General features: G+C 27.0%; 14 protein-coding genes and 1 riboswitch. Of the genes, 4 read left to right on the top strand and 10 right to left on the bottom strand.

Going from position 1 to position 17,931, the window contains the following annotated elements; all coding sequences use genetic code 11:
• The first annotated feature begins 340 nt into the window (after positions 1-340).
• The gene (locus B2P65_RS03915; RefSeq protein WP_346847515.1) at positions 341-1,267 is read left to right on the top strand and encodes a DMT family transporter; all 927 of its coding nucleotides are present in this window, start codon (positions 341-343) and stop codon (positions 1,265-1,267) included.
• Between the two features lie 82 nt (positions 1,268-1,349).
• On the opposite strand, the gene B2P65_RS03920 is transcribed toward B2P65_RS03915, so the two are convergent.
• The 3 genes from B2P65_RS03920 to B2P65_RS03930 all read right to left on the bottom strand — a co-directional run bounded on the left by B2P65_RS03920 (position 1,350) and on the right by B2P65_RS03930 (position 3,036).
• Positions 1,350-1,901 carry a GNAT family protein gene (locus tag B2P65_RS03920; protein ID WP_346847516.1) on the bottom strand — a complete coding sequence of 184 codons (552 nt, stop codon included), beginning with the start codon at positions 1,899-1,901 and terminating at the stop codon, positions 1,350-1,352.
• A 216-nt stretch (positions 1,902-2,117) separates the two neighbouring features.
• Complete coding sequence (locus B2P65_RS03925) at positions 2,118-2,633, bottom strand: hypothetical protein (RefSeq protein WP_346847517.1); 516 nt, start codon at positions 2,631-2,633, stop codon at positions 2,118-2,120.
• Between the two features lies 1 nt (position 2,634).
• Positions 2,635-3,036, bottom strand: coding sequence for a DUF4430 domain-containing protein (locus tag B2P65_RS03930; protein ID WP_346876568.1), 402 nt, complete (start codon positions 3,034-3,036; stop codon positions 2,635-2,637).
• Positions 3,037-3,753: 717 nt separating this feature from the next.
• Between B2P65_RS03930 and B2P65_RS03935 the strand changes: the two genes are divergently transcribed.
• Entirely contained in the window at positions 3,754-5,178 is a 1,425-nt protein-coding gene (locus tag B2P65_RS03935) for a HAMP domain-containing sensor histidine kinase (protein ID WP_346879628.1), read from the top strand.
• Between the two features lie 177 nt (positions 5,179-5,355).
• On the opposite strand, the gene B2P65_RS03940 is transcribed toward B2P65_RS03935, so the two are convergent.
• The 7 genes from B2P65_RS03940 to B2P65_RS03970 all read right to left on the bottom strand — a co-directional run bounded on the left by B2P65_RS03940 (position 5,356) and on the right by B2P65_RS03970 (position 15,182).
• Positions 5,356-6,927 (bottom strand): putative ABC exporter domain-containing protein, encoded by a 1,572-nt coding sequence (locus B2P65_RS03940; RefSeq protein WP_346847521.1) that lies wholly within the window; start codon positions 6,925-6,927, stop codon positions 5,356-5,358.
• A complete protein-coding gene (locus tag B2P65_RS03945; RefSeq protein ID WP_346847522.1) occupies positions 6,927-7,634 on the bottom strand; it encodes an ABC transporter ATP-binding protein in 708 nt (235 codons plus the stop codon). Before B2P65_RS03945 ends, B2P65_RS03940 begins: the two co-directional genes overlap by 1 nt.
• A 240-nt stretch (positions 7,635-7,874) precedes the next feature.
• A complete protein-coding gene (locus B2P65_RS03950; RefSeq protein ID WP_346879629.1) occupies positions 7,875-8,855 on the bottom strand; it encodes a cation transporter in 981 nt (326 codons plus the stop codon).
• Between the two features lie 292 nt (positions 8,856-9,147).
• Positions 9,148-10,395 carry a hypothetical protein gene (locus B2P65_RS03955; RefSeq protein ID WP_346879630.1) on the bottom strand — a complete coding sequence of 416 codons (1,248 nt, stop codon included), beginning with the start codon at positions 10,393-10,395 and terminating at the stop codon, positions 9,148-9,150.
• Positions 10,396-10,460: 65 nt separating this feature from the next.
• Positions 10,461-11,516: an HD-GYP domain-containing protein gene (locus B2P65_RS03960; protein ID WP_346847525.1), complete on the bottom strand. Its 1,056-nt coding sequence runs from the start codon at positions 11,514-11,516 to the stop codon at positions 10,461-10,463.
• A 684-nt stretch (positions 11,517-12,200) separates the two neighbouring features.
• A riboswitch (cobalamin riboswitch) is annotated at positions 12,201-12,377 on the bottom strand.
• Between the two features lie 167 nt (positions 12,378-12,544).
• Positions 12,545-14,212 (bottom strand): ABC transporter permease subunit, encoded by a 1,668-nt coding sequence (locus B2P65_RS03965; protein ID WP_346847526.1) that lies wholly within the window; start codon positions 14,210-14,212, stop codon positions 12,545-12,547.
• A gap of 25 nt (positions 14,213-14,237) precedes the next feature.
• Positions 14,238-15,182, bottom strand: coding sequence for an ABC transporter ATP-binding protein (locus B2P65_RS03970; RefSeq protein WP_346847527.1), 945 nt, complete (start codon positions 15,180-15,182; stop codon positions 14,238-14,240).
• A gap of 461 nt (positions 15,183-15,643) precedes the next feature.
• On the opposite strand from B2P65_RS03970, the gene B2P65_RS03975 reads away from it, so the two are divergent.
• On the top strand, positions 15,644-16,066 hold the full coding sequence (locus B2P65_RS03975) for a hypothetical protein (protein ID WP_346878236.1): 423 nt from the start codon (positions 15,644-15,646) through the stop codon (positions 16,064-16,066).
• A 305-nt stretch (positions 16,067-16,371) separates the two neighbouring features.
• Positions 16,372-17,799 carry an alanine/glycine:cation symporter family protein gene (locus B2P65_RS03980; RefSeq protein WP_346879680.1) on the top strand — a complete coding sequence of 476 codons (1,428 nt, stop codon included), beginning with the start codon at positions 16,372-16,374 and terminating at the stop codon, positions 17,797-17,799.
• Positions 17,800-17,931 lie beyond the last annotated feature (132 nt).

Raw genomic sequence — 17,931 nt, forward strand, 5'->3', positions numbered from 1 at the left:
TACTTATCACTACTTCATAATAGCTTAATTGATAATCATTTTCAACTTCTTAAGACTTAAATACACTTGATTAAATTACTCAAAATTCTCCATTCTCCATTTTTCTGTATTTTCCTTATATATTTGTATTGAACTTTTATATTGAAATTTCGTTTTTACATTTTAGATAAGATAAATTTTATTGTCAAAAACAACAAATAATAATGTTCATTTACATTGGTTGCATATAATAGTAAAATTCTAATTGAGATAATTAGAATTTTAAAACTATATTCACAATAAACATAAGTTAATTTGTAATTATTTAAGTTTTAAATGTACAGAGGGGATTATTTAAATTATGAGTAAAAAAGATGTTTTTCAAAAAAATGGTGTGATTTTATTGTTAGCTTTACTATGTACCTTACTTTGGGGAAGTGCCTATCCATCTATAAAGATTGGCTACTCTTTATTTTCTATAGGCGAAAATGATATTTTTAGTAAACTTCTCTTTGCAGGCAATCGATTTGCTTTATCAGGTCTTCTAGTAATTTTATTAACTTGGATAATTCAAAAAAAATTTCCTTTTCCTAAAAAAGAGGCCTTAAGTCATATTGCACTACTTGGGTTTATTCAAACTACTTTAGAATATTTATTTTTCTACATAGGACTTTCTCATACTACCGGTGTTAAGGGGTCCATATTAAACGGTACCGCAACCTTTATGGCTGTAATTCTTGCTCATTTTATATATTCAGATGATAGATTAAATTTCCAAAAGATTTTAGGATGTATTGTTGGATTTATGGGAGTAGTTATAATTAACTTAGGTGGTAAAGTTGGAAGTGGTTTTACCTTTACTGGTGAAGGATTTATTATTCTTGCTGCTGCTTCCTTTGCAATTGGATCTCTTATAAGTAAAGAAGCAGCTAAGAGAGAAGATAGCATGATAGTCACAGGATGGCAACTACTCTTTGGAGGGGTTTTACTTGTAATTGTAGGCGCACTTGGAGGTGCACGAACCTCTATACCTTCTACTGAAGCTATGCTATTACTTTTATATCTCTCACTTCTTTCTTCAGTGGCTTTTACAATATGGACTATCTTATTAAAGCATAATAATGTTGGTAAAATTTCTATATACAATTTTTTAACACCTGTGTTTGGTGTTTTTCTTTCTGCTATATTTTTAAAAGAATCTATTTGGCATTGGAAAAATCTGTTGGCACTTGTATTTGTATGTGTTGGAATATATATAGTAAATAAACCTAAGGTTAAAAATAGTTAACTAAAATTAATAGACTCTACGAACTAATTATTCATGGAGTCTATATTTTAAATATATTCAATCTATAATTATTATACTTTACCTATAAATATTTATTTTTATATTCATCACAATACTCCATTTTAGTTATGGAATAGCATAGATCATCATATATTCTTCCATCATAAGTTTCGCTAGCCATTCTTAATGTTCCATCATATTTAAATCCACACTTTTCTATAACCCTTTTAGATTTTTGATTTCCGTGATAATGATAACAAGATACTACTTCACATTTTATTTCTTCGAACAAATATTTTATTACCCTATTTACTGCTTCAGTCATAATTCCTTTTCCCCAATATTCTTCTGAAAGTACATATCCTATCATTCTTGCCTTTAATAAATTTCTTTTCACATCTCTATGATTACCAATTGAACCAATTACCCTATTATTTTTCTTATATACAATTGCCCATACCTCATTATTCTTTATAAATGACTGAAGTATACCTTTAGATATTTCTTTATTCTTATGGGGTTTCCATCCTGCCATAGGACCAACATTAGGATTTTTAGAATACTCATAAAAATCATCTAAATCCGCTATTTTCCAACTTCTCAAAATCAATCTTTCTGTTTCTAGCAACTTCATATTCCCACCTCTTAGATTCTACAATTTATTCCTTAGCCTTTTAGTTTATATTTTATATAAATTATATGTTATGGCAATGACACTATATGATAAATATAACATAAATACATTTTAATTACTTTATTTATTGGCTTAATTCCCCAATCCACTCCTTAAAAAATAAAAAAGAACTTTGAAATTTCAAAGTTCTTTTTATATTTTAAAACCTATCTATCTTCAAAATTTAGTGCCTAAATTATATTTTGCTACTAAATTCTTCAATAAATTATATACCCTTTTTCCAAGCATTAACATAATAAAATAATTACCTACCATATGAATTAAATCATAGGGTATTCCATTTATCCAATAAGTTAAAGCAAAGGTTTTAGAGACTGTAAAGATATATGGTATTGAATACAGTGCTCCAAATAACATTCCAAACACACCGGATATTATACTCCAACCTAAAAAATTTTCTTTAATTATTTTTCTAAATAACAGCACTACTAGTACTAGCATAGGCCAAACAATCCAGTATCCAAACCACCAAGTTCCCATTCCACTAACAAGACCTAGTAAAAAGTTAAATACCACTACAACTACTAATGCTCTTCTGCCTAATACTAAAGTATATATTACCAGTAAAAAAGATACTGGTTCTATATTAGGTATTCCACTCATCATAACTTGTAACACAAGCATTAGCGCTCCAAGTAATGCCAATATTATCAAATCTTTAGTTTTATACATATTACCAACCTATTGTAAGTATAAGTTCTATCTTATCACCATCTTTTATAGCAGTATCATCTATACCAGTTTGGGAATCTTTTCCATTTATTTTTAAATTCCACCACTCTTGCTTGTTAGCATCTGCATTTAGTCCATCTACTCCAGTTATAAATCTAGTAGCTTGAGATGTATCAGCTACAATTATCTTCATTTCATCTAGTGCTTTTCCTAGAGTTTCTGCATTAGTTGAATGTGTATAAGTTTTTTCATAATTATCCTTTTTACTTATAACTGTAACTTCTATAGTTTTATCTCCTTCAACTCTTTGCTTTGCATTAAAATTTTTGTAGATAAAAAATCCACCAATTGCAATAATTATAACTATTAAAGAAATTATTATTGATTTCATATTTTTTTTCATATCTTTACCTCCTAAGAAACAAAATAAACTCCCTTTCAGTAGAGAAAGAGAGATTTTACTGACTACTAATAATATATTTTATGTAGCAACTCCATTTACATGCTATCATATATATTTTATAAAATCAATGTATTCTAATTAAGTCATATAACATACTATCAACCAAATAATTATTTATTACTCTTCTTAATCCTTATACTAATATCTATATATTAATTCGATATACTGAATTTACACCTATAAATTTTTCTTTATTTAACTTTATGTTTAAAATTATTAACACAAAGTTAATATTCATGAAATATATTTTATGTTTTTATAATTTTCTTCATAATTTTTTCATAAAAAAGAAGTATTAGTTATATATGTATTTATTCTTGTCTTAATTTAAATAAAAATGATAAATTTCAATAAAAACCAACATATTTTTTATTAAAACAAATTTACTTGTATATACTAACTTTTTTTATATTTACTAACATATATGCTATATTAGTTATGGATATGTGTGGTATGAACATTAATTATAAATTATGAGTATACTTTATAATTAAAATATTTAAAAAATTTTTAATTGCAATGTACCCATTTATCCATTTTTTATCCGCGGATATGTTTATCATAAATTATAAATTGTAATTTATTAACACATTATAATGTTGAGGTATATAATTTTTATTTTATTCTATTGAATTTTATGCTAGTGAGGTAAGGAAAATGAAAATTAAACTAAATAACTATTCTGATTTAAAAACATATTTATTAAGTGAAAATTTATACTTTAGTTATAACTTATCTATACTTACACTTATTTCAAGTACATTGTTATTTATAATTAATATAATTGATGAAATTCCTATAGTGATTAACAATATCTATCTCTATGCCATTATAACTATATTTTTAGTTGTTTGGTTATTAGTTTATAATTTAATTCCTATAAAATATCAAACAACTTTTATATATAACTTATTATTTAATATTTTTCTTTTTGGTGGTACGTACTTATCTTTATATTCTTGTATTTCTCTTCTTGAAGTTAATGGAAGTATCACTTTTTTTTTGATTTTGATTTTTGTAATAAATCTATTTTTCTTAATAGATTTTAAAAAATCTTTATTAGTACTTATCCCTTCATCATCCATTTATATATTTAATATGATGAATATTTTAAATTATAGTAGCACTGCATGGAAAAATTTATTTGATATAGGTTTGTATTTAATATTAGGATTTTGCTTTTCTATAATTAAATTTAGACATATGAAAGAGAGTTATTTAAGTAATAAAAAATTACTTGATACTATGTCTGATTTGAAAAAAACTAACAATAAACTTATGTCTCATGAGAAAGAGCGTACAAACTTCTTTGCAGATGTATCTCATGAACTTAAAACCCCTATCAATGTTATATATAGTGCCGATCAACTTCTGTCTCAGCAATTAAAAAATCCAAATCTAGACTTAAGCAATGCAGAGAAATATACTAACTGTATAAAACAAAATTCTTTTAGACTTATACGACTTATTAATAATCTTCTTGATTTAACTAAAATTGAAGCTTCTACTTTTAAAGTTAATCTTGAAAATATTAATATAGTTTATTCTGTAGAAAATATCGTAGACTCAGTTGTAGATTTCATTAAATCTAAAGAAATAAACATTATTTTTGATACTGCTATGGAAGAAAAAATTACTGCTATAGATGAGGATAAATTAGAAAGAATTATTTTAAATCTCTTATCTAATGCAGTAAAGTTTACTAATCCAGGCGGAACAATTTTTATTGATATCTCTGAAGATGATAATAATACTATTATTTCCATTAAAGATACAGGTATTGGTATAGATGATTCTATGAAAAGAAAAATATTTGATAGATTTGTACAAATTGATAAATCTAGTACGAATAATTCTGAAGGTACCGGCATAGGCTTATCCCTTGTAAAATCTCTTATGGTTCTACATGATGGAGATATAACTTTAGAAAGCAAGGTTGGTGAAGGTAGTAAGTTCACTTTATATTTCCCTAATAAAATAGTAAAATCTGACCATTCAAAAGATTCAGCGCCTCCTTCAATTAGATCCTACAATAACAAAATAGAACGAATTCAAATTGAGTTTTCTGATATATATCAATAAAACTCTTTGCCTTTAAATTTTCTTAATAAAATACTATTAATTATAATTAAAATACTTTTTTTCTACTAAAGTATTTTTTATTTTAAAATAGTCTTAAATAACTAATATAATCAGCTATTTAAGACTATTTTATTTCTATTAAAATCATATTAAAATAAATAAGTAATACATCTATTACTATACTAAATTCTGTTCTATGTTATTTAATATATTCTTACATAGCCATATAATTATAAAAGATATGAACATATTCCATGCAAATGTAATTATTATTGAAATTGTTCCTATATCAAAGATAATTGCTACAATTACAGAACCTATAATTCCTGGTAGTGCAATTATTATCAATGCAAGTATTGTTAAAAACATTAATAAGCCTTTCCCTGTAACTTGTTTGAATATTTTTTGAGACAATACATCTCCTGCTATAAATAACATTCCAAATCCCAATCTTGATATTATACATACTAATATTTCTATAGGTGAAGAACCTAATATGATTCCCGCAATAACAAATAGTATAATCCCATCTACAAAACACTTTATTAAGTTTTCAGAAACTATATATAGAAGTTTTTTAAGTGGACTTTCAGGAATTAAATATACATAATGCATTTTTAGTTCTCTAACCCAGCGCCCTGCAAAAGTCATAAATAATTGAATATATGTGGCCATAGCAAAGGTAGCCATTATACTTCCTATGTCCTTCATTGTTAATGTAAATATGACCACAACTACTATTTGAATTAAAGTAGTATTGTCTAAAAAGAATTTTCCTGCTCTCCTATTTTCTAACATATGCTTAAAAAAGAATACAGAAGCTCCTCTTCCTTTATTTATTCCAACATTTTTTAATTTTATCTTCTTAGTATCTTTAACTTCTACTATTCGGCCTTCTTTTGCATCTTCCACACGTTTATGCATAGTTTCTGTAGCTTGAAGTACGTCTTCATAATATTCATTTTTACTTTTCATAAGAATAACTATAGTTAATACTACGCCTATAAGTGTTGCTAAAATATACATTAACGCATTAGAGGTTTCGCCTATCAAAATACCATAAATTACTCCTTTTATCCACCCTACAAAAGGAATAAATTCTAGATAACTTACATTTATCCCATTAACTATAGCTCCTATACCTCTTCCACCTTCTTTTATATTAAATAGAATAGAAATTATTAAAGGTAATACTAGGAGATAAATTAAAATCTTTACTGCTTTCTTTTTACCGTCATCTCCGCTAGTAATTGAATAAATAGCCATAGATATGATACTACTTATGAAAACTAACATAAAATATCCTAGGAATATTACTATTACACCTAGCGGATTTACTCCATACCTCTGTTTAAGTACACCAGCTTGAAATAGTATAAAGATGGATATAAATAAAGATGTACCTAACTGTCTTATAAGTCCATATATAAGTACTTTTTTAGATGATATGGGAGAAACAAAGAGTAAGTTTACATCAGACATTTTAAAAAATGTAGCTCCTGATGATAATCCTTGGATAATTTGAGTTGTAAATAAAAACATAAATAGTGCATATATTATTGCTCCTAGCTCCGCAATTGGACTTAAGTTATTTACATCAACATTATTAGAAGTTTTAGCTGAGGTTATAAAAACAAAAACCATTAAAGCTATCAAAATTATATATCCTATTAATTTACCAGGATGATTCTTTAAATCCTTTATTCGATTTTTTAAGGTTGTTCTCCATAGATAAATTATTCCTTTCACTACTGATCACCCTTTCCTTCAGTGATATGAAAGAATAATTCTTCTAATCCTTCATTAGATTTTTCAGCATCTTTTTTTACCCTTGTTGCCGCAATCTTTCCATTCATCATGATATGTGCTACATCCCAGAACTCTTTCACACTATCAATCATATGAGTACTTATTATCATTGCTGCACCTTGATTTTTTAATTCCATTATTAATTCTTTCAATGCTTTAATTCCATGGGGATCAAGACCTACTAAAGGTTCATCAAAAATTATAACCTTAGGTTTTGGAAGTAATGCACAACAAATACTTACCTTCTGCTGCATTCCTTTAGAAAGTTCTTTCCCAAACTTTTGTTTTTTGTCATCTAGTTCAAATATCCTTAACAGTTTTTCAGCATATTCTCTCCAGTCAGTAAGATTATAACCTCGTGCAATAAATTCTAAATGCTCTTCCACTGTTAACATATCATATAGTACAGGTACTTCTGGTATATATCCAATTATTCTTTTAGCTTCTATGGATTTATTATCAAAACCTTCTATGGATATATTTCCTTGAAATCTTAATAGTCCGCATATACATTTAATAATAGTAGATTTTCCAGCACCATTAGGCCCTAAAAGTACTGCTATCTCTCCATCGCCCACTTGAAAACTTATATTATCATTAGCAACAAATTTTCCATATTTCTTCGTGACATTATTTATAACTAACACCGAAATCACCATCCCTTAAAGTTTAACTTAATACTAGATTTTTTACTAAATATAGTTACCCACATTTGCACTTGAGTTTAATTACTAATATTAACATTTTATACAATAACCATTGTAATTACAAGTATAGATGATAAAATGTTAACAATTCATTCTAATACAACTAATAAAGTGGCTTTGTTGAAAATTTCAGTAATAAAATAATAGGTTTTAAAAGCAGAGCTTCTAAAACCTATTATTTTATATTGACATTGTTAAATATGTTACATAACTAGCCACTATTGCCATACTCGCTAATACATAAGGTAACGAACTTGATACCTTATGTATCTCCTTTGCTTGTTCTTTTTTTATCTTTAACATACCATAAGCAACTACAGTACATATAAATCCAAATATTATTAATAAGTATCCTTGGTTCGATGGTTGATAAATAGATCCTTTTATATATAGTATATCAGCTAAAAACAATATGCAAAAATTAAATAAATTACTTCCTACAATGTTTCCAATCATAGCATTAAAATTACCTTTTTTAGCTAAAGATATAGAAGATGTTAATTCTGGAAGAGAAGTTGCAACTCCAAGGAACAATGCCCCCGCCAAGGTAACCCCTAGGTTTAACTCCTTTGCAATCATATCTGTTACTATAGTAATACCTATACTAAACACAATTAATCCTATACTTAATAGTGTAAACCTCACATATATTTGCTTTACTGTAAGATTGCAATTACCTTCTCCACTATCTTCTGGAGATTCATCCCCTGACATAGCCTTAACACCAAAGATATATAATAGCATAATTGCTATAGAGAATATGCTTACACTAAAAAATGAAAATTCTCTTCCAATATAATTAGCAACAAACACTATTACATAAATCACCATTAAAAGTTTCAGTGTATTCCTATGGCTTGATGTTACTACAGAGCTTTTGAATCTCTTAACTCCTACTAAAACTAATACTGCTAAAATAGTTAAGTTAAACACATTACTACCAAGAATATTACCTGAAACCAATTGTACCTCATTCAAAAATATAGTAGATGAAATACTTGTAAATAACTCTGGAAGTGAAGTTACTGCTGCTAACATAACACCTCCAATAAAAGCTCCTGATAAATTTGTTTTTTTATCAAGCTCGTCTACATAATAAGACAATTTAATTGAAAAACCAATTACAAATGCAGCAAAAATTCCATATAAAGCGTATATCATTTTCATTCCTCCTATGTATTTTAACAAAATAAAAGAGACTTATATTCTAATATCAGAATATAAGTCTCGTCTTTTAAGATTAAACCAGAATATTAAATATCCAGTATGTTGACCTAATCCCATGAAGTCATTTAATACTTCCTGCTAACTACTCCCTTAATATATAAATTATTATATTATAACCTGTACAACGTTTTAATCATACCATTTTTTAAATGTTATATCAACTAAAAAACTTTATAAATTACGTAATTAAATTAAAATAAATTAAATTTAACCTTTTATAAATCCTTTATTGAATTAAGTAGTAAATTATATCTTCTAATGAAATGCCATGATAAGATTTTTTAATATTTTCAAACTTTCTTCGTAAATTCCCCTTAATATTTTCAATATATGATATAGTAAAAGGCAAGTATTTAGAAATTTCTTTTACATACTCCTTTGAAAAATAATTTTTGTTCATAACAATAGCAAAGATTATCATTAAAATACAATTATCTTTTATTAATTTTTTCAAATCTTCAATATTTTCCCCTTTAAAACACGTTGCATCATCTAATACATGGATAGTTAGATTAATAAGTTTATTAACAATATTATCTAGATGATATTTTCCTGCTAGTTGAGACATTATAGTCATATGTTTATTCTCATAATCTATCCTTACATCTTGCAAATCATCGCATAATTGAAGCAGAAATCCATACCCATAGGTAAAAATCTCCTCTTCTTTGTTTAAGCTTCCATTTATAAGATAACCATCCACAATAACAGATGCTCCGCCCTTTTCAATAGATATATCTAGCATATCCCTTTCATAGGGGTTACTTATACCTTCTTGCTGTATTAGGCTTTTTACTTGCCCTTCATGAATTAATAATAGACCTTGAAAAACTTTTGGATAATCATTTCTATTAAAAACAGATTCTATATATTCAACTAACTTAAACACTTGCTTTTCATGAGAATTTCTCCCCTCTATCTCTTCACCACATAGTCTTTTATAAAACCTGTTATTAAATTCTTTCTTTTCTTCTATTGATATATCTAAATTATCTAAATAATTGTCAGTATATGGATATAGCATGCTATATCCAAAAGTAGCCATGGTAAATGATATATCCATATCCTTCATCTTTTGAAGAAGACTAACAATCCACACATTTCTCATAGCTTGACCAATATCTTCATAATTCATTTCTTTATCAAAGATCTTACACTGATTTATAAATACCTTAGTGTTTGCAAAAAACTGATCCTTCATTTTTTTATCTATGGTTCCTAGCTTAAATAATTCTTCTCCCAATATCATATTTTCAAGATAAGAGTTACTATTTTTCTTCCATAATTCTCTATTCTCTTCTTCCAAAGGAAACCTTTCAATAATTTTAATAAATTCATCAATAAATTTCTCAAACTTTTTCTCATTTTTCTTCTTCTTAATATATCCATTAGCTTCTAAGGGAATATCTACACATGTAGGCATACTCCACCATATTTCTTTATATAAATTTTTTAAAACCTTAATATTTCCCATATAGCTTTCACCTACATCACTATTTATGATAATCATCTCCTTAGATACCATTTACTTTACAAATACTACACTATAGTGCTTATGATTGTTAAATTTATAATATTCTTTAAATCAATCTCATAAGGACTAATTTTATTATTGTATTCATCTTTCACAATTCTTACTACTGGTCTATCTGGGAACCCATTATTTTGACTTACCACATACCCAAATAAATTATTTGATAGATATACAGGACATCCTAATGGATAAACTGCAAATGTATCTTTAAACAACTTAATTATTTCAGGATCAAAACTTGTATATGTCTCTGCTAAAATTAATTCATAAGCTTCTCTAGGGTCAAATTTTTTTCTATAGCATCTATCTGATGTTATGGCCGTAAACACATCACATATAGAAATGATTTTTGCAAATTGTGATATTTCATTATCTTTTAATCCATAAGGATAACCTGTACCATTATACTTTTCATGATGTTCTATTACTCCACCTATTATCTCTTCATTTATTATAGGATTACCAAGTAGTATATCTCTACCGTATAATGGGTGCATCTTAATTTGCTTGAACTCATCTTCAGTTAATTTATCTGGTTTATTTATGATTCCACTAGATATTTTCGTTTTTCCTATATCATGAAATAGAGATGATATGGCTAAATCACGTAATCTTGATTTCGAAAAATTCATATTTACTCCTAGAAAAATTGCCATAATACTAGTATCCACAGAGTGTATGTATGTATAATCATCATATAATTTTACTTCATATAAATTTAGATTTATGTAGTTTTCACTCTGTATATATTCAACTAAATCATCAACCATAGTTAGAGATTTACTTAAAGATTTATTATCATAATTTATTAAGTCACTAAACATATTAGGTATGGTTTGAAGTATATTCTTTTTTAAATTTATAAGTTTACTATCATCTTTTATGTCTTTTAAGTCATCGTCTTGTACATACAGAAAAAAAATCCCTTGCTGTTCAATACTATTTTTTACTTGATCAGTAATTATAATACCTTTTTTTAACAAAGTCTTACCCGAGCCTGTAATAATGTCCTTAGCAAGTATTTCATTTCCCTGCAAATCCTTAAGCAATGTTAATTTCATATAATCCCTCTCCATAAACATAATTATCTGTATTTTATTACTTTATCATATCATATCTATAAATTATATGATACTTTAATTTGATTATTTATACATATACTGTATATTATGAAAATAACTTGATAAACCAATGTTGGTAGAAAAAATTAAGACTATATCATAAATTTTCGATATAGTCTTAATTTCTTTTATATTTAATCATATATTTATCCAATTATAGGGTTATAGGATGTAACCACTACAAATTATAGTGGTTACATCCCTGTGTGAAATTAGTTGGTTTTATCCAAACCACTAAGAGGGACATAAGTAGAAAATTTACATTTATATTGACTAAAGTTTTGGGTTGAAAACTTTAAGTTAATAACTAAAGTAACAATTAAAATATAGTTACTTTATTTGTATATTTTATATAGGAGAAAGCCACGCCTTTGTAGCTTCATAGTTTATTTAAACTGTAAAATAGCTTATATATTCTACAATCCACTTCCTTGTAGATTCTCCTAGCCATATAAATACAATAAAAAAAGATAGATATCATTGATACCTATCTTGGAATATACTAAATTTAAATAAGTGAAAGCTTTTGCAATTTAATTTATAGTTTAAACCTATAAACATAAATACTATATTTTACCTAAACCATCACTGGATAAATCTTTTAACTCTTCCTCAGAAAGTATCAAATTTCATAATCCCATGGCAGGTCTCCTGGCTTGTGAATCATACTTCTTAGCACCTTCCCAAAACAAATTAGTGGCTTTTGCTAAGTCGTCCTCACTTACAGTTACTGGGATAGCTTTGGATTTTCACCAAATTCCCTATTAAGTACTTAGTACACCTATCGGACTCTATATATTAAATTTATTTTTAATCTAATAAGTTTAAAATGTAAGTTGTAGTTATTTTATAAAATTAACTTTCCATTCCCCTTACAATTATTATTCTACTTAACTAGATTAATATTGTCAACCCCACTTTTTTAAATAAATATAGAAATATTTTCACTTATAATTTCATTATATAAATTAATTCATTACATCTCTCTTTTGGAACACTAAGAATGAAGCTATAATTAATATTGTAGCAAACACAATCAATTGAATTGCCCCCATAGTTGAACTTAAAACTATACTATATTCACTTTTAAACATTTCAACATATTGGGAATTTGTAATGAAAGTTGATAAATTCATATAGGGTAATATAGTTTTACCTACCCATCTCATACCTAAGCTTGCCATAATCATTGTAGCAACTGAGCTACCTAAATATGCTACAGTAGTAAGACCAACTGCTAAAGCTGTATTTTTTATAATAGTTGATATTGCAAATACTAAAGCTATTATAAATATTAAGCTAATGCTTGAGAATAAAAGCTTAGGTATAATTGAAATTACAAAGCTTTGCTGAACTATACTTTCTCCACTGAAAGAAATTACTTTTGTAGCAAGTCCTCCAAAACCATTTACAATTCCACTTGATATAATATTTAATATAACTGTAGTTAACAGTACCCCATACCCAATTATAAATACTGATACTAATTTAGAAAATAAAATTTTCCATCTAGATACTGGTCTAATCATAAGCAATCTAACAGTCCCTGTAGAATACTCTGAAGAAACTATACCTCCTCCAATTATTATGCATAGTATAATGGCAACACTAACATACATTAAATAAGTTCTATCTACAGAATTTCTAATATCATTATCAAATTTAACTTGTGGTATATTATTTTCAAGACTATACCAATCAAGAACTATAGCCTGTTCTATAGACTTTGTTTTCTTTTCATAGTCTTTTTTGTACTCCTCATAAGTATATCCTTTTGCTATTTTCTCGCTATTGTATTGTGTAAATTCAGTTTCACTAAGCAGTCTTTCACCATTTTCATCAATCTTATAGGAAATATCCCTAATAGTGTTGTTTTTCCAATTCTTATTGTCATAAGGAATTTTATTATTATATCTATATTCGGTTGCCTTAAGTCTTTTCTCCAAAGCATCAAGCTGAATTTTAGAATTCTCTAGAGATGTAACAAAATTTTTATTATTAGGATTTTTCTTCACTTCATCTTCTGATGTTTTAATAGTTGACTTTAAATTTTTAATTTCCTCCTTAGAAGATTTAATATTCTTATCTAAGTAAACTAAGTAATCATTTTTTATAACAGAATCATATAATTCCTTACTTTCTTTATTTTTAGAAGTTATTATCTTTTGAAGTTCATCCTTGCTCATTCCTAAATATTCATTAAACATATTTACATCAAATTCATGTATATTAAAAAATAATTCTTCACCTGCTAACCCTTCTGAAATTCCTGATAGAATAATAGCCTCTTTTGATTTATTAGAAGCCTCTCCAGCTACTTCATTTCTCCAATCATCCCAAGAAACATTACTATCTATTAGCGTTTGTGATTTTTTAATGTTTTCTTCAAAAATTTTCTTCTGAATGTCTTTATTTTTCTTACTTGAATCAATATTAGTTATTTCTGTTTGTTGCCATTGAATGTCTTGATTATAGCTATTTATATACCACTTTGACTCATCTCTATTCTGTAAAAATTTTAAAGCTACTGGTAACATTATGCTAGCTAAAAGTATTAAAATCACTATTACTTTAACACTAGTTTTTTTATATTGTTTTATCAATTCATTTTTTATTAGTCCACATACTTTACTCATTAAACTCTGCTCCTTTTCTACTATATTACACTATTTGCATTTTTGATCCTGTTGTTACCTTCATAAATTCATCTTCAAGAGTGTTATTAATAGGCTTAATAGTGTAAACTAATATATTCTCCATAATTAAAGCTTTATTAACATTGGCAATTTCATCACGAGAACAAGAAATTAATATTTTATTTTCTTTGAAGTCTACAGTAATCTCTTCAGATATTTTGCTATAATCATTCTCTATAATTTTCCTCGCTAAACTATAATTACTTACTTCTAATTCATAGGTTATCAAGCTTTCGATATTTTGCTTTTTAATATCTTTTAATGTTTTAATATCTATAATTTTTCCATTATCTATTATTCCAACTCGATCACACATAAGCTCCATTTCACTAAGTAAGTGACTTGACACTAAAACTGCTAGTCCTTCTTTTTCTGCCAAATGTCTTAGGGTATCACGTAACTCTTTAATTCCCATTGGGTCTAATCCATTAGTAGGTTCATCTAAAATTAAAAGCTTAGGATTGTGTAATAATGCTTGAGCAACACCAAGTCTTTGACGCATTCCAAGAGAATATTTTTTCACTTTATCATTAATACGATTTTCAAGTTTCACTAATTTTATAACTTCATTAATACGTTCTTTAGAAATATTACCATGCATTCTACCATATATCTCTAAATTTGTACGTCCTGTAAGATATCCATACATCTCTGGATTTTCAATAATCCCCCCTACTTGAGAAAGAGCTTTTTCAAAATTTTTCTTTACATCATTATTGCTAATTAAAATATCTCCTTCATCAATTTTTAAAAGTCCTGTAATCATCTTAATAGTAGTAGTTTTACCTGCACCATTTGGTCCTAAAAATCCAAATATTTCTCCTGAGTTTATTTCAAAACTGACATTGTCAACTATTTTACGATTACCCATAATTTTAGTAACATTTTTTAATTCTAGAACTTTAGACATTTCCTCACCTCATAATCTTTGATGATGTTAGCATACAATACCTTTAATACTTTGAAAATAAGTTTCCTCTAATTGTAAGAAAGATGTAATAATCACTTTAATTTTTCTATCAAAAGTAATAATTTCTTAAGAATTAAATTCTGATATAAGTAACATTTATAAATAACATCCAAATAATTATTTTAAAAGCTTTACTCTTTCAGCCATGATATTTTAACCAAGTTCCATACTTTAATTGACTAATCTTCAAATCTATATCATAGATATAATAAATATTTAACCTTTTAAAAATCCTATTTCATAAAATATTAAAATTCTTTCCTCATAAATCACTTTAAATAAGTTGTCCTCTTGTACTATAATATAGTACAAGAGATATGTAGAAATTATATATTTAAAACATATTTTGATATTTTAATGTTTCAATAACAATTAGTTATAATATATTAAGAGGTGATCAAATGAATTTTTTCAACGAATCCTATGGAATTGACTTATTTTCATTATTTCTTATTCTAGTATCATCTATATTAAATTTATTTTCTATTACTCGTCTTTTAGCGGGAGTTATTTTATTTTATGCATTATACAGAGTTTTCTCAAGAAATGTTGAAAAACGTGAGCAAGAACATAGAAAATTTTGTATGTATGCCAACAGATTTTTAAGTAAATTTAATAAAGCAATTCCTAGCAACCTACCTGTGTTCCATTTTGGTGATTGTGCTCCTATTTTTAGTAATTTCAAAAGATGGTTTAATGAAAAGAAAAATTATAAAATAGTTAAATGTCCAAAGTGTGGACAAAAGCTTAGATTACCTAGAGGTAAAGGGAAAATTACTGTTACTTGTAAGCGATGTTTCTATGAGTTTAAAATGAAAAGCTAAAACCTAATACAATTCCACAGACTATCAGTATGAATTATTTACTGGTAGTTTTTTCTTAACATTTAACTTTTTTACATTTATCTTTAATTAAATTTAATTTTCAACAAATATTATTGATTTTCTTTGTAGTTCCATATAATATATAAATAATACGATAAATTATTCGGGAATTTTATTTCCTATAATTCTTGTATTTTAAGAATTATTGTAATTTTTCATAAACTTTTATAATTAAATAAAAAAATTAGATAAGGAGATGAGTTATGGATTTTTTAATTTCTACAAAAGATGTATTAATTAATTTTATGAATTTTTTAACTGACAAGGTTAACACTGTTAACACCTTTATGTGGTCTTACGTACTTATTGTTTTACTTATTGGAGTAGGAATCTACTTCTCATTTAGAACAAAGTTTGTTCAATTTAGATTTTTCAAAGAAATGTTTAGACTTTTAATGCCTAATGATCAAGATAATAAAGATGGAGTTTCATCCTTCCAAGCCTTTTGTATAAGTACAGCTTCTAGGGTTGGTACTGGTAATATTGCAGGTGTTGCCATGGCTGTGGCAGCTGGTGGTCCTGGTGCAGTATTTTGGATGTGGCTTATTGCTTTAATTGGAGGTGCTTCAAGCTTTGTAGAAAGTACCCTTGCTCAAATTTATAAAACTAAAGACAAGGATGGAAACTTTTTAGGGGGACCTGCCTACTACATTGAAAGAGGGCTAGGTAAGCGCTGGCTTGGTACAATTTTTGCCATCTTAACTACTTTATGCTTTGGACTAGTATTTAATGCAGCTCAATCTAATACAACAACTTTAGCCTTTACAAATGCCTTTGGTATTAATCCTGTAATAATGGGTATACTTTTATCAGTTTTAACAGCCCTAGTAATCTTTGGTGGGGTTAAGAGAATTGCCAAGGTTTCAGAGGTTATAGTTCCAATCTTTGCAACTGCTTATATTTTAGTTGCAATTATAGTTATAGTCCTTAACTTCAAAACTATTCCTAGTATATTTGTATTAATATTTGAACACGCTTTTGGTATAAAACAATTTGCAGCTGGTGGCATTGGATTCACAATAATGCAAGGTATTAAAAGAGGACTGTTCTCTAATGAAGCCGGTATGGGTAGCGCACCTAATGCAGCAGCTACAGCAACAGTTTCTCACCCTGTAAAGCAAGGCCTTACTCAAACCCTAGGTGTTTTTACTGATACAATAGTAATCTGTTCATGTACAGCCTTCATTGTGTTAATTTCCGGTAATTATTCAGGCACTACTTTAACGGGTATTGAACTTACTCAAAGTGCACTTAGTTCACAAATTGGAGTCGTTATTGGAACTTATTTCTTGGCTATATGTACTTTCTTGTTTGCTTTTAGCTCTATAGTAGGTAACTATTACTACGGACAAACTAACATTGAGTTCATAAGTAATAATAAAGGGATACTTAATATATTTAGATCCTTTGTCGTTCTTACTGTATTTATTGGTTCCCAAGCTTCTATAGACTTGGTATGGAATCTAGCAGATTTATTCATGGCTTTCATGGCAGTTATAAATCTAATAGCTATATTATTCCTTGGAAAATATGCATTTGCTGCTCTTGATGACTACTCTCGTCAGAAAAAAGCTGGCAAAGACCCTATTTTTAAGTCATCAACAATTCCAGGGCTTAAAAATACTGAGGCTTGGAATGATAACAATGATATAGCTGACGAAGAAATAGGTTAATATAAATTTAAGACTCAATTAACTGTTTAATAGTTAATTGGGTCTTTTGGTTTAAATCTAACAATTAATATGTACTTTAATTATAAAAAATTAAAACCTTGATATTCTTTTAAGGGAATTTAAAAGAATATC

It is taken from the genome of Clostridium sp. UBA3061 (assembly GCF_002367465.1).
In the GTDB taxonomy this organism is placed as follows: domain Bacteria; phylum Bacillota; class Clostridia; order Clostridiales; family Clostridiaceae; genus Clostridium_J; species Clostridium_J sulfidigenes.